The 14,302-nt window shown below is 39.1% G+C and carries 14 protein-coding genes and 2 pseudogenes; 9 read left to right on the top strand and 7 right to left on the bottom strand.

Annotated elements, in window-relative coordinates:
- The first annotated feature begins 43 nt into the window (after positions 1-43).
- From MKY27_RS08010 to MKY27_RS08035, 6 genes are all read left to right on the top strand, one after another.
- Positions 44-1,222, top strand: coding sequence for a M14 family zinc carboxypeptidase (locus MKY27_RS08010; RefSeq protein WP_339199303.1), 1,179 nt, complete (start codon positions 44-46; stop codon positions 1,220-1,222).
- Positions 1,223-1,426: 204 nt separating this feature from the next.
- Positions 1,427-2,377, top strand: a complete 951-nt coding sequence (locus MKY27_RS08015; protein WP_339199306.1) for a cation diffusion facilitator family transporter — start codon at positions 1,427-1,429, stop codon at positions 2,375-2,377.
- A gap of 42 nt (positions 2,378-2,419) precedes the next feature.
- A complete protein-coding gene (locus MKY27_RS08020; RefSeq protein WP_079528762.1) occupies positions 2,420-2,731 on the top strand; it encodes a metalloregulator ArsR/SmtB family transcription factor in 312 nt (103 codons plus the stop codon).
- A gap of 171 nt (positions 2,732-2,902) precedes the next feature.
- Positions 2,903-3,442 carry an NAD(P)H-dependent oxidoreductase gene (locus MKY27_RS08025; protein ID WP_339199308.1) on the top strand — a complete coding sequence of 180 codons (540 nt, stop codon included), beginning with the start codon at positions 2,903-2,905 and terminating at the stop codon, positions 3,440-3,442.
- Between the two features lie 349 nt (positions 3,443-3,791).
- A complete protein-coding gene (locus MKY27_RS08030) occupies positions 3,792-5,312 on the top strand; it encodes a succinate CoA transferase (RefSeq protein WP_339176396.1) in 1,521 nt (506 codons plus the stop codon).
- Between the two features lie 30 nt (positions 5,313-5,342).
- A complete protein-coding gene (locus tag MKY27_RS08035) occupies positions 5,343-5,852 on the top strand; it encodes a YfiT family bacillithiol transferase (protein ID WP_339199310.1) in 510 nt (169 codons plus the stop codon).
- 59 nt (positions 5,853-5,911) lie between these two features.
- Here the strand turns inward: MKY27_RS08035 and MKY27_RS08040 are convergent, their stop codons facing one another.
- The 3 genes and pseudogenes from MKY27_RS08040 to MKY27_RS08050 form a co-directional block, all read right to left on the bottom strand.
- Positions 5,912-6,352 carry a GNAT family N-acetyltransferase gene (locus tag MKY27_RS08040; RefSeq protein ID WP_339199312.1) on the bottom strand — a complete coding sequence of 147 codons (441 nt, stop codon included), beginning with the start codon at positions 6,350-6,352 and terminating at the stop codon, positions 5,912-5,914.
- A 15-nt stretch (positions 6,353-6,367) separates the two neighbouring features.
- The gene (aac(6'), locus tag MKY27_RS08045) at positions 6,368-6,802 is read right to left on the bottom strand and encodes an aminoglycoside 6'-N-acetyltransferase (protein WP_339199314.1); all 435 of its coding nucleotides are present in this window, start codon (positions 6,800-6,802) and stop codon (positions 6,368-6,370) included.
- Between the two features lie 108 nt (positions 6,803-6,910).
- Positions 6,911-8,151 (bottom strand): annotated as a pseudogene (locus MKY27_RS08050) (erythromycin esterase family protein).
- 307 nt (positions 8,152-8,458) lie between these two features.
- On the opposite strand from MKY27_RS08050, the pseudogene MKY27_RS08055 reads away from it, so the two are divergent.
- A pseudogene (locus MKY27_RS08055) lies at positions 8,459-9,023 on the top strand (glutathione peroxidase).
- Between the two features lie 266 nt (positions 9,024-9,289).
- Here the strand turns inward: MKY27_RS08055 and MKY27_RS08060 are convergent.
- Positions 9,290-10,114 (bottom strand): Ku protein, encoded by an 825-nt coding sequence (locus MKY27_RS08060; protein ID WP_339199316.1) that lies wholly within the window; start codon positions 10,112-10,114, stop codon positions 9,290-9,292.
- 105 nt (positions 10,115-10,219) lie between these two features.
- Here MKY27_RS08060 and MKY27_RS08065 point away from each other — a divergent pair, with 105 nt between their 5' ends.
- On the top strand, positions 10,220-12,055 hold the full coding sequence (locus MKY27_RS08065) for a DNA ligase D (RefSeq protein WP_339199318.1): 1,836 nt from the start codon (positions 10,220-10,222) through the stop codon (positions 12,053-12,055).
- Positions 12,056-12,096: 41 nt separating this feature from the next.
- Here the strand turns inward: MKY27_RS08065 and MKY27_RS08070 are convergent, their stop codons facing one another.
- The 3 genes from MKY27_RS08070 to MKY27_RS08080 all read right to left on the bottom strand — a co-directional run bounded on the left by MKY27_RS08070 (position 12,097) and on the right by MKY27_RS08080 (position 13,650).
- Positions 12,097-12,252 carry a uroporphyrinogen-III decarboxylase gene (locus MKY27_RS08070; protein WP_339176404.1) on the bottom strand — a complete coding sequence of 52 codons (156 nt, stop codon included), beginning with the start codon at positions 12,250-12,252 and terminating at the stop codon, positions 12,097-12,099.
- 115 nt (positions 12,253-12,367) lie between these two features.
- On the bottom strand, positions 12,368-12,541 hold the full coding sequence (locus MKY27_RS08075; protein WP_339199320.1) for a hypothetical protein: 174 nt from the start codon (positions 12,539-12,541) through the stop codon (positions 12,368-12,370).
- A gap of 215 nt (positions 12,542-12,756) precedes the next feature.
- Complete coding sequence (locus MKY27_RS08080; protein WP_339199322.1) at positions 12,757-13,650, bottom strand: AraC family transcriptional regulator; 894 nt, start codon at positions 13,648-13,650, stop codon at positions 12,757-12,759.
- A 222-nt stretch (positions 13,651-13,872) separates the two neighbouring features.
- Here MKY27_RS08080 and MKY27_RS08085 point away from each other — a divergent pair, with 222 nt between their 5' ends.
- On the top strand, positions 13,873-14,298 hold the full coding sequence (locus tag MKY27_RS08085) for a thioesterase family protein (RefSeq protein ID WP_339176408.1): 426 nt from the start codon (positions 13,873-13,875) through the stop codon (positions 14,296-14,298).
- The last annotated feature ends 4 nt before the right edge of the window (positions 14,299-14,302 follow it).

The following is a 14,302-nucleotide window of genomic DNA, read 5'->3' on the forward strand; positions in this document are numbered from 1 at the left end:
GGTATAGAAGAAAAGTTTTAATCTACATAAAAGGAGGCTTGAGATGAAGAAGTTATTTTTGTTAGGTCTGGTTGTAGCAGCAATGTTCAGTTTAAATGGGATTTCTGCCGCAGCGGCTTCAGACACAGTCAGTCTTGGTAAATATCCTGTGCAAGTAGTTGCAAAGAAGAATACAGAACTGAAAGATGAACAGGGAAATGTCATCAAAACTGTAGCTAAAGGGGACAAGCTATTACTGCAGGCGATAAAAGGGAAGGCCGGAGTGACCCGATATTCTTCCAAATCAGCTTTCATCCCTTTAACCGATGTGCATTATATCGAGTTGGTCGATGGCGCGAAAACAATTACCTATGATGAAGTCGCAGCAAAGCTAAAGCTAGTATCCTCTATATATCCGTCATTGACGAAATTGCAGGAAATTGGAAAATCGGTTGAGGGAAAGCCATTATATGCATTAAAAGTTGGAGCGGGTAAAAAGGAAGTATTAATGGATGCGTCTTTCCACGGACGTGAACATATGACGACAAATGTATTGATGGAAATGATTGATACGTATGTTAAGGCATATGTAAACGGGACGAAAATCGAAAAATATGATGTGAAGAAAATATTAAGTGAAGTAAGCATCGTCTTTGTGCCGATGGTGAATCCGGATGGGGTAACGCTTGCCCAAGGCGGTAAAGTAAAAACATCGATGACAAAACTGAAGGCGATGAACAACAACAGTGCTAATTTCAATCGCTGGAAAGCCAACATTAACGGAGTCGATTTGAATCGTCAATTTAATGTGAACTGGCATCTAATTAAAACGACAAAGCCTTCATTCAAGACATATAAAGGAAAAGCGCCGAATACAGAACCGGAAGCGCTCGCAATCAAACGACTGATTGATCGCGGCAATCATTTGGCATATGTTTCCTATCATTCTTCCGGTCAGATTATTTACTGGAGCCAAACGAAAACAAAATTCAGCCGAACGAAAAAGTTGGTAAAAGGGGTATCGAACATCACCGGTTATAAGTTGATGCCTGTAACGAAAAAGAATGAACCGATTGCGGCATCTGAAGATTACTTTACAAAAGTAAAAGACCGCCCTGCGATGACGGTCGAAATCGCTCCATTTGCCGGGGAAGCATCCGTTCCGTTGAAACGTTGGAACACCGTTTGGAAGCAGAATAAAACCGTCGGACTGTATGTAGCCAATGAAGCGCGGAATTGGTGAAAAAGCTGGTGAACCCCAATTGCGGGGGTTCACCAGTTTTAGATTTATGACGAGCTTGTTTCGGTGTCACTAGTTCCTTAAGAATGACTCATATGAGAGGTGTTCATCGTAAATGGGCATATGTAATTGACAATTATCATAAAACATAATATGTTAATATATGAGTATATGTTCATATATAAAAGATAAATGGGGGCGTTTTAAATGGGAGAGCACCATCAGCACCATCATTCACACAGTACGAACAAGAAAGTTCTTTTTATATCCTTTTTAATTATTACCGGATTTATGATTGTCGAAGCGGTCGGTGGGGTGCTGACGAACAGTCTTGCGCTATTGTCTGACGCAGGCCATATGTTAAGCGACGCCGTTTCACTTGGAATTGCATTAATGGCCATCATTTTTGCACAAAAAGTCGCAAATGCCAGTAAAACTTTCGGCTATAAACGGATTGAAATATTAGCGGCTACTTTAAATGGACTGACGTTAATCATTATCGCCCTGTTCATTTTTTACGAAGCAATTGGACGTTTCATGAATCCTCCTGAAGTTGCTTCAACCGGAATGCTCATCATCAGCAGTATCGGATTGGCGGTAAATATTTTAGTTGCTTGGATTATGATGCGCGGTGCAGATACGAAAGATAATTTAAATATGAGAGGCGCATACTTGCATGTGATCAGCGATATGATCGGTTCAATCGGTGCCATTATTGCGGCTTTACTGATCCTGTTCTTTGACTGGGGATGGGCGGATCCATTGGCCAGCGTTTTTGTAGCCGCACTGGTGTTACGAAGCGGCTATCATTTAACGAAAGCGTCATTGCATATCTTAATGGAAGGGACACCTCAGGATGTAAAAGTCGATGAAATCATTCAAACAATTGAAAAATATGATGACATCAAAGCGCTACATGATCTGCATGTCTGGACAATTACGAGCGGATTAAATGCACTGTCTTGCCACATCGTTGTAAATGATGACCTGACGATTAAAGAAAGTGAGAAACTTTTAGATAAAGTCGAACATGATTTGCTTCATCAAAATATTCATCATGTTACGATTCAAGTAGAGACTCATTCGCATCAGCATGATCATTCGGTCTATTGTACAGCAAAGCAAGATGTAAGCCATCAACATCATCACCACCATTAATCAAATAAGCCTGGCGTAGAGGAGAAAAGAGTGTTTAATCGTATGACAATGGAAAAAAGAACCCAACATGAATTGGATGAAGAAACATTGTTTGTCGTTTCGCAAACGTTCAAGGCGTTAAGCGATCCGACACGAATTCGTATTTTAAACATGTTATGCTGTGAAGAACATTCGGTAAATGACATTGCGGAAAAGCTTGATTTGAATCAGTCGGCGGTTTCCCACCAATTGCGTTTTTTAAAGAACTTGCGATTAGTAAAGTTCAGGAGAGAAGGAACGACACTATACTATACAAGCGCAGACGACCATGTGATCAACTTGCTCCATCAGGCAATTGATCATGCCCATCATTAATAAAAATAATTAATAACACGTGAAAGTTTGTATGCCGAACTTTTACGTGTTTTTTCATTGGTTTCGCCATTTCATTTGTTTGGGTATATCTATAAACGGAAGTAGCAAAATAAAATCATTGTCCATGGAAGCTTATCGAATAATTCTAAAATACTGGAGGGATTTTACTATATGAAAGTTGTCGCAATTGTAGGAAGTATCCGCAAAGAATCATACAATCTAAAAATCGCAAAATATATTCAAGGACGTTATGCAGATAAATTTGATTTGGAAATTCTGGATTTGACTCCTCTGCCAATGTACAACCAGGACATTGAAATGGAAGCTCCTGAAGCTATCCATAACTTTAAGGCAAAAGTAAAAGCAGCAGATGCAGTCCTTTGGATTACTCCTGAATATAACTCTACAATACCCGGCGTTTTAGGAAATGCGATCGACTGGCTAAGTCGTGTGGACAAGGTAATGAACGGCAAGCCGTCGATCATAATGGGTTCATCAATGGGGATGTTAGGTTCTGTTAAAGCGCAAATGCATTTACGTGATATTTTATTTGCAGTCGGCTTAAATTCACCGGTATTACCTGGTAATGAAGTGTATATTGGAGCAGTCCATGAAAAAATCGATGCGCAAGGGCAGCTGACAGACGAAGCAACTATCGCATTTTTAGATGGTGTTATCGCAAACTTCATGGAATGGATGAAACAGTTTTAATATTGTGTGCACCTCTGTTAAAAAAGAGGTGTTTTTTTATGAAATCGGTTTATAGAAAGCGTGGAACTTTAGCGTGTGATTGAATTGCTGCGTTTTGTCAATTGATTAATGTTGCGAAAAAGTATGTTTTTTAGTGTGAGAAATCTCTCTAATTCCGCTTTTTTATTCACTATAGTTTTTTTCTATAAAAATTATAGGAAGTATCTAATGGACGAAAGACGAATCTCTCATTACAATGTAGATAAGGCGATTAAAAAATAAGGTGTAACGGATTTTTTAATTGGCTATATGGATTTACAGAAATTCATCGAAACATCGAACTAAAAATACTATTTTGGGGTGATTGTTAATGGGAAAAGATTTAAGTCAGTTCATCAGAAATGAAGCGTTTTTAAACAAAGTTGTTTCAGCGGAGGAAGCCGCGTCTTGGATTGAAGACGGCATGAATCTGGGTATGAGTGGTTTTACGCTTTTCGGAGAGCCAAAAGAATTTCCGCTTGCACTTTCTAAACGAGGAGAGCAAGAAAATTTCAAAGTAAATCTTTATACAGGTGCATCATTAGGACCAACTGCTGACCAATCAATGGCAGAAGCAGGAATCATCAACTTACGTGTGCCATATCAAGGTAATGCGATTATGCGCGGTAAGATCAATAACGGAGAAATTTTCTATATTGATCAGCATTTATCACATACAGCAGAAGAGGTTCGTAAAGGGTCACTTGGTAAAATTGACTATGCAATCATTGAAGCAGCTGCAATTACAGAAGACGGTCTAGTCATTCCAACAGGTTCTGTAGGGAACTCACCGATCTTTGTTGAAAAAGCTGAAAATGTTATTATCGAAATTAATACAACTGCCCCGAAAGCATATGAAGGGCTTCATGATATTTATGTACAAAAAGCGCAAGGCGAGCGTAAAGAGATCCCTATTTACAATACAGGTGATCGAATTGGTGAAATCGGAATTAGAGTAGACCCTGCGAAAGTAAAAGGAATCGTTTTATCGGAGCAGCCGGATATTCCATCACCATTATTTGAGCCAAACGAAGAAACACAAAAGATTGCGGATAATTTATTAGCATTCCTTGCAAATGAAGTTGAAGTAGGGAATTTACCGGAATCATTAGCGCCACTTCAATCAGGCGTTGGTTCAGTAGCAAATGCCGTTTTAAACGGAATGCAAAAATCTCAATTTAAAGATCTAGAAGTATTCTCGGAAGTACTGCAAGATGGTGTATTTGACTTGATCGATGCGGGTATTGTTAAATTCGCTGCAGGTACGGCATTCTCACTTTCTAAGAAGCGTGTTGACTCATTAGCGGAAGACTTGGAAAAGTACAAGGATAAAATCATGTTCCGTCCACAGGAAATTTCGAATAACCCGGAAGTCATTCGTCGCTTAGGTGTTATTTCGTTTAACACGGCAATTGAAGTAGACATTTACGGTAATGTCAATTCAACACATGTAAACGGTACAAAAATTATGAACGGTATTGGCGGTTCCGGTGACTTTGCCCGTAATGCGCGCATTACCATTTTCGTAACATCTTCATTAGCGAAAAATGGTGCAATTTCAACAATCGTTCCGTTCGTTTCACATATCGACCATACAGAACATGATGTCGATGTAATTGTAACGGAGCAGGGCTATGCGGATCTTCGTGGTCTGCCACCAGTGAAGCGCGCTGAGAAATTGATTGAAATTGCACACCCGAAATATAAAGAACAGTTACGTGCTTATTTCGAAGAGGCTAAAGAGAAAGTGGGCGGCCAAACACCGCATATCCTTGAAAAAGCATTCTCATTCCATAACAATCTAAAAGAGCATGGGACAATGTTATTTGAGGACGATAAAATTAAACATTAATGAGTAAAATGATAAAGGTGGCGTTTTAACATGGATGTAAGATTTCCTATTGGTCCATTGCAAGTACCTGAACAAGTGACGCTTGACAATGTGAAGGAATGGTTACAACAAACGGAATCGTTTACGACACGTTTAAGAGAAGTTGTCGATTCATTAAATGAAGAGCAGTTGAATAAAACTTACCGTGAAGGTGCATGGACAGTTCGTCAGCTCGTTCATCATATTGCGGATTCACAGCTGAACATGTATCAGCGACTGAAGCTGGCACTAACGGACGACAATCCGACAGTACCAGGGTTTGATGAAGAGAAATGGGCCGTTTTGCCGGACACAGACTTACCTGTAGAAAGCTCGATTAAAATGCTTGAAGGTATTAATGAGCGTGTCGTTTCGTTAGGTCATCATTTAACGGAAGACCAGCTTAAGCGGGAATTTACCCATGAAACAAATGGGCCGGTCACAGTGGCCGCAAAAGTGGCGAAACTGGCATGGCACGAGGAGCACCATTTCGCTCATATTAAAATTGCGCTATCAAATTAATTTAGTTTTAATCAAAATGGCTTACCCGAAAAGGTAAGCCATTTTTTTAATGGAGCGTACTATTCTATCTCTTTGTATAAAAAGATGAGTCGTTCAATTTCTTCAAAGCCATTATTTTTATAAAACTGTTCTGCCGGTATATTACGGTTTGTGAGCAGTGTCATCGATTCTACTGATCTATCTTTCAACTGGATTTCTAAATAGTTCAGCATTGCTTTACCAATACCTTTATTTTGCAATGTCTGATCGACGCACATTTCATGGATGAAATATTCATGGCCACTATACCATTTCCGTTGCACCCCCATTATAAAGCCAAGCAGTTCGTCATTTTCTAAAGCGATTATGCCCAGAAAGTTCGGGGTATTGTAGTAATCGGATAAATACTGGTGTGCACTTTCATAGTTCCAGTGGTCATTCCATGGCTCTGCATTAAATACTTTGATAAATATTTCTGTGCATATTGCTAAATCAGTTGCTTCCATTAGTTTAAACTCCACAATCAACCGCTCCCTTTATAGTTTTTTTGTAAAGCATATAATGCGATTTGCCTCTGTAAAGCCTAATTTAAGGTGAACATTTAAACTTTCTACATTCGACAATTCACAGTCACTCGCAAACTCTGTACATCCTTTTGATTTCGCCCACTGTTCACATGCCTGCACTAATTGCTGTGCGAAATGCTGTCTCCGGTAGGGCTCTTCAACATATAAGCCTTCCAAATAGCCAACCGGACTGGAATGTGTTCCTTCAACATAATCAAAACGTAGCTGGCATTGTGCAAATCCAATCGGTTTTTCATCATTAAATGCTAAGAAAACGGTACTGTTGAGATTGGTAATAACGTCTTCCATGTTTTGTACGAATTCATGTAAATTGTTGCCTGGCCAAAGGAGTAAAGCAAGCCTGGCTGCTGCGGATGCTTGGTTCAGTGTCGCTTCATTAATCATAAGTGCCTCCTGTAAGAAAAAGTATATTTACTATTATAGAATAAAATGGAAGATGATAGGTGACTGAGACAAATAAAAAGCAAGCGATACGATAAACGTACGCTCACTTTATAATGGCTTTAATGCTTTTGTCTGTTCAATGTAAATAAAGACATCATATCTTGATCCGACATTGGACGGAACATAATTTCCATACGCTTCATATTCGGGATGATAGACGACACCAATTGCGCGATGCCCAATCCGGTCATTGAACAATTCCCGATTTTGATCAGTGAAAATCAATATTTTATCCTGTCCGCCAGCTGCATGGAGTTGTCCTTCCCATGTATTGAGTTTGGAGGAGGGAACTGGGATTATTTGGAGAGGATCTCCCCAGTTATCAGCAGCGATGACCGTTCCTTCATATGTTCCGAATCCGATAGCATACGTATTGTCCATTCCATACTGCTCTCGGATAAGTTGACCGACGTTGATCATTTGATCTTCTTTCATACTTGTAGCAGATGCATCCCCGATATGTGTATTATGTTCCCAAATAATGATCTTGGCATCTTCACCGTGATACTTCAATAATTCATTGATTGCTTCCACCATATGCAAGTCGCGAGTATTCCAGGAGATGGCATCCTGCATCATCTCCCGGTAATAGGTTTCGGCGTTCTTAGCAACAAGCGCATTTATCATGACATTTAAATCTTCCTCATGTTTGTTCGAGTACTGTTGCTTATTCTCTCATAACGACCTCAATAAATCCGTTACTTCACGGACACATTCATCGGTAAATTGAGCGGTGGATAGAGCATAGTGCTCCGGCATTCTGTTATAAGGTTCGAAGCAGGAAAATGCTTTCTTTGCATGTTCAAAATCAGCTTTGTATTTAGGGTTTTCAGATAAAAAGTGGATTACTTCATCCATCGATTCAAAGAGGCTGTATAAATCAATGCCGTAAAACCGACCTTAGTCTCCAATGTATTATTCTTATCCTTTAGCCATTCTACAAATTGTTCTACTTCTTCGTTTGCCCACATCCATTGCGGCCAACGATCAAAAGATTCTTTCAATATCGCAGCAGCATTTTTCTCATCCTTATCATAACCTTTTACGTAGCGGTTCACTGCCTGAGCTGAAGGCCAGTCTCCTTCTACACCGATAATATTAAATCCTTATTGATTAATGAGCATTTTCGTTAATTCTGCGCGGACAGTATAAAACTCTGATGTACCATGGGAAGCTTCACCAATCATCACAATTTTGGCGTTTCCAATCGCTTCTACAATTTTATTTAAACTTTGTTCGTTAAAGGGCAGTGCATGCTCCTTTATAGCAGCTATAAGTTTTCTTGGCATGTTGATTCATTCCTTTCTTCAATATCTTTCCCGTGCTACTCATATGAATACCCTGTAGCAACTACATAAAAAACAGCAAAGAATTTTTGTGTTTTTGAATAACCGTCAAATAACTGGTGATACTATTAGCGATGGTCGGTTAGCCATCGAATGATTTGGCGCATGATTCCTCGTGAATCTGATGCGCCTTTAATTTTGCCCATTTTTACACCATATTTTTTATAACTTTTTGAGTTAGTTATTTTGTACTTGTATGAAATTTATAATATGATAGCTTTATACTAAACGTTGTAGGGAGAATGACTTAATGAGCATTTATAATTATTTAGTGAAAAAAAACAAACGGTGAGATACTATCGATGGAAACGTATCGAGATCAAGTCATGTTGATTGTGAATACGGCAAGCAGTTGTGGATTTACTTTCCAATATGAAGACATGCAAAAGTTATATGAACGCTATGCCGATAAAGGATTCTCAGCTCTTTCGTTTCCATGCAACCAATTTGGCGAGCAGAACCCGGAGGACGGTGAAACGTCTGCAAGACAATGCAAGCTTCAGTTCGGAGTTACATATCCAGTGTTTGATAAAATCGAAGTGAATGGCAATGAAACACATCCGCTGTTCAATTACTTAAAACATGAAGTGGATTGTCCGGAATTTGTTCGTGAGACATTACAGCAAATCCGCTTATACAACACAATCCAAACGAACTACCCGGAATACTTAATTGGCCGCAATATTCGCTGGAATTTCACGAAGTTCCTGGTAGACCGTAATGGCCGTGTCATCCGTCGATTCGAGCCGGATGATTCATTCCTTGATATCGAGAAAGCGATCGAAGAATTATTGGTGCCGGCAGCTGTAAAATAGTTTGAAAATATTTAAAGAGGCCTAGACATAACCCAAAAATGATATTTTTCTCTGAGAGAAAAATATCATTTTTTTGCTGAGCGTTAAAATTGATTTCCATTCCGGGACGCTTTCCGCGGGCGTGGCCTGAGCCTGTAGTCTCAGGCGTCACGCTATTCCCGCAGGAGTCGCCCTGCATTCCAATCAATTTTGCAAAATATCCGTTTCTTAATAAAGGATTTCCTGTTATTTATCGGTTATTCTACTTATGTCCCAGTTTCTTTAATTTATGCATTTTTCTTCGTTCTTGTAGTCGTTGTCCGCTTTCTCGTTTTCGGTTTCTTCGTTTTATCAAGGGATGCTTGCAATGCAGACATCAAGTCGGTCACATTATCAGGCAGCGGTCGTTTTTCGTTTGCAACAACGGTACTTTCCGATTTCTTTTCCTCAATCAGCTGCATAAGTGCTGTCCGGTAATCATCCGTGTGTTTCGTCGGATCAAACTCGGTTGTCAATTGTTCAACAAGCATAAGCGCGGTATCAAGTTCTTTCTGCACGACGGCTTCGACACTTGGGATATTCGGTACATCCCCGACATCCCGCACTTCATCCGGAAAATGAATGATTTCCATCACTAATGCGTTTTTATAAACACGGACAATGGCCAATTGCTCTTTTGATCGTATCGTAATTTTTGCTACGCCGATTTTACCGGATTCCTCCAATGTTTTTCGAAGTAGCACATAGGCTTTTGCACCCGTATTGTCAGGGGATAAATAGTACGTTTTTTCAAAATAAATCGGATCGATTTCTTCCAGCTTCACAAAATCTATAATCTCGACGGATTTATCTTCATTTTCCTTGCGTAAATTTTCCAAGTCTTCCTCACCCAAAACGACGAATTTGTTCTTTGTATATTCGTATGCCTTTACGATATCTTCATCTTTTACCTCTGCCTGACAGCCTTCGCACACCTTTTTGTAGCTGATTGGTGTATGGCATTCTTTATGGAGCTGTCGGAGCTTTACGTCTTTATTTTCAGTTGCCGCATGTAGTTTTACCGGAATATTTACTAAGCCGAAGCTAATACTACCTTTCCAGACAGTATGCATGTTGTCACCTCATTTTTCCTTACTATGGGACTAAAAATTTAATTTATGTATCGTCTGCGAAAAAAAACAAAGGATAAATACAAAAAAACGAAAGTTGGCCTTTATGTGAAATCAATGTTATTAACCGATGCACCGGAAATTCCGTTAGGTGATGATTGGTTATACGAAACAAAATATGACGGTTATCGCGCTGTTTTAATTTGGGAAAAAGGTAATCGGTCGCCAATACTGAAAAGCCGGAATGGGAATATTTTAAACGAAAAATTCCCTGAAATTATTCATTATTGTGAGCGTATTTATGAAGAAATCGAAGCTTACTTACCGCTTAGCTTTGATGGGGAAGTCGTATATTTAATAAACAATTTAAAAAGTAAGTTCTCGTATGTGCAAAAACGTGGGAAAATGACGAACCAAAAAAATATTGAATCAAACGCACAGACTTTCCCGTGTCATTATATTGTGTTCGATTTACTGAAATTAAAAGGGAAAGTTAAGGGAAATAGCCGGTTAACGACAAGAAAACAATTACTATCCGACTTTTTTGAACGTCTCAATTTAGCTGGAACTGTTCAATACACCGATTCAAGAAAACTGCAAATGATTGATGTATTTGATGATTCGCATTTACTTTGGCTAAACGTAAAATCCCATAATGGCGAAGGGATCATCGCCAAAAAACGTAACAGCAAATGGATGGAAGATACGAGAACGAAAAGCTGGCTGAAAATAAAGAACTGGAAACTCGTAAATGTTATTCTTACGAAATTTGATCAATCAAACGGTTTCTTTAATGGGGCAATTTATAAAGAAAATACCCTTTTGGAGATTGTGTCGTTTAAACATGGTTTATCTGAAGAGGAAAGCAAAACGTTGACCACCTTTTTTAAAACAAATGGCACACTGTTGGAAAAAAGTATATTTAAAATACCTCCTTCAATTTGTGTAACCGTTGCCTGTATTGATTTTGACGGCACTAAATTGAGGGAACCGCGCTTTCATTCATTCCAGCATCATCTGGAAGCAACAGATTGTAACTGGCAGCAAATGCAAAGGCAGTTAAACCCGATTCCGGAAAATGTAACGATAACTAGTCCGGATAAACCGGTGTTTCCCGCAAGCAATATTACGAAGGATGATTACTTATTTTATTTGCAGACGGTTTCGCCGATGCTGCTGCCTTTCCTGCGGGAAAGATTATTGACGGTGATCCGTTATCCGCACGGTGTTCCGGGAGAAAGCTTTTACCAGAAAAACTATACTGAAAATTTGCCTGATTTTGTTACGACACAGTTAGTGGACGACACCCATTTTATTTTATGTAATAACATTGAATCCCTTTTGTGGTTGGGCAATCAGCTCGCTTTGGAATTTCATATCCCGTTTCAGCCGGTCAATTCAGAACAGCCGACAGAAATTGTCTTTGATCTGGATCCACCATCCGTTGATGAATTCGGATTAGCGGTAGATGCTGCATTAAAGTTCAAATCGATTTTAGATTATTTTGAACTGACAAGCTTTGTCAAAACGTCGGGCGGGAAAGGTATGCAAATTTATATTCCATTGCCGCTTCACACGTTCTCCTATGAAGAAACGGGTGTTTTTACAGAGTTTATTTGCCGCTTTCTTGCACAGCAATATCCTGACTCCTTTACAATCGAGCGGATGAAGAAAAATAGAGGGAAAAGGCTGTATTTGGATTATGTCCAGCATAGGGAAGGCAAAACGATTGTTGCACCGTATTCAGCTCGCGGCAATGATAAAGGATTGATTGCGACGCCGTTATTATGGGAAGAAGTTAATGAAAAATTAACACCTGATCTTTTCACAATAGCAAATGTAATCAAGCGTTTAGAGAGCATAGGCAATCCCTTTAAAGATTTCAGGGAAGCGGGTGAGCGGCAGGCTTTTCGAGACGTTCTGGATCAAATAAAGGGGAAGTAAATGTTTAAAAAGCCTTCGCAAGTTAAGCGAAGGCTTTTACATTATGAAGGGTTAATGACAATAGGCGTATCCTCATGATGGTTATGGTGACTCGGTGCTAATTCATACGCAATGAGCGTGACATTTAATTTTTGCTCCAGTTGTTTAATGGCTTCGAGTTTGGTCATATCCAGTTCCGCAAATTTCGTATCTTTCACAAAAGCACATCCTTTACCGTTTAGCTTTAGTATGAAAAGTTAATTTATATTTATCCATGTTGTATGTTATTGGTAACCCGGTGGAGACAAATAAAAAGAGAGATAAAATTATCTCTCAAGAATTTATCGCATTATATTTTAATTGATGAAGAATATTCGTAAATACATCTTTTTTTACGATAAAGTATGTTTTCTTATTATATGTAACGACGACTTGCCCCGGTTTAACAAACACTTTCGCTGTTTTTAAATTAGCATATGGCGCACCTAATAATTTTGAAATGTTCATGATCATTACCCCTTTTTAAGTTTCTATTTTCGTTATTCCCAAAATAATAATAGCTTGAAACTCTTTCGAATAGATTTTTGCTGTAAAAAGGTCTTAAGTAACAAATTCACTATATGAATATAGAATAAAAGACCTGAGCATCCACTCAGGTCCATAAAATGACCAGTTATTATAATGTATGTTTCCTAGTTGCAAATTATTACTACTTCAAAACTTTAACTTTGTATTTTAACTACCGGAATATAAATATCACAAATCTTCCCATCATCGAGCATACAACGATCATCGTATAGTTCGAAATCGTTACAACCCGGTGCGTACTCATAACCGGAATTAGGGAACCATTCATTAAAAATATAATTCCACGTTCCTTGAATAGCAGCTACAAAATTTATTGCATCAGAAGGAGGCGTTGAAAATACAGCATAAGTTGCAGGAGGTACTTCACAAACATGGTATTCGTCAGCAATTTTAGCACCTTCTTTCGGTTCGACCCCTATTACATACTCAAATTCACTGGTAGTCGGATCTTCCGGAAAGCATACACCGTATTCATCATGTTTTTTAATAAAGTTTTCCGAGTGAAGTTTTTCCATCTTTCCTTCACTTATATATTTGTCCCAAAAGGCGGGGATTGCGGTAGAGTTTTCGCCGCCAGTTGACGTCGTTTTAAGGACATAACCAGCAAGATTAATAGCAGGCAGTGTGACAAATTTAGGTTCCATAATAATACCTCCGATAAAGTATTTGTACGTGCACGATAGGCTTGGTGGAAACGGACGATGATTGTGTGCATGCAAACGGTAAGTTCCTGGTGAACAACCGTAATAACGGCGAAAAGCTTTACTGAATCCAGAGTGAGTTTCAAACCCATATTCTATTGAAATATCGAGAATCCGCTTGCCCGAAGTTAGTTCATGTGCGGCAAACGCAAGTCGGCGGTTCCGAACATAGTTCATGACCGAATATCCGGTACCCCATTGGAATACTCGGCAGAAATGCCAAGTTGAATAGCCTGCTCGTGCAGCCAAAATTTCCGGACTAATATTTCCAGTAATATTCTCGTCAATAAACTCTAAAACCATCTGCAAAGTTTCTCTTGTATCCATCTAAATTCCCCCAGCTGTATAGTGATTCGTACAGTAAATTCAGTATACCAAAGCACAGGTGGAAAGCTGTTCCAAATTTGCTGTATTTGGAAATTCGATAAAATGTAAAGAAGGATTATAAGTGATCAACAGATTAGTTCGTTTACTGTTTTAAAAACAATCGATTCATTACCCTTACAACTCCTTCACTTTAGCGCTATAATACCTCTAGAGGTGAAGAGAATGTTTATTTCAGAAACAACAGTAGAAGTACGCTATGCGGAGACCGATCAGATGGGTGTCGTTTATCATGCCAATTATCTCGTTTGGTGCGAAATTGGGCGTACAAAGATTGTGAAGGATTTAGGATTTAACTATGCGAAGCTTGAAGAGGATGGGTATTTATCGCCTGTTATGGATTTCTCGATTCAATACAAAGCGGCGATGCGCTATGGTCAAACAGCTACAGTTCGCACATGGATTGAGGAACATACGAAGCTGCGCACTACATACGGCTATGAAATTCTGCATGAAGACGGCACCGTTGCAGTAACCGCGAAGTCTCAACATATTTTAGTGAAAAAGGAAAACTTCCGTCCGGTCGCATTGAAAAAGATTGATGCAGCATGGGATGCCAAATATGCGGAAGTTGCGAAAATTCAAAGTTAATCGA

Origin of the sequence: Solibacillus sp. FSL R5-0449 (genome assembly GCF_037975215.1) — a bacterium.
GTDB lineage: Bacteria > Bacillota > Bacilli > Bacillales_A > Planococcaceae > Solibacillus.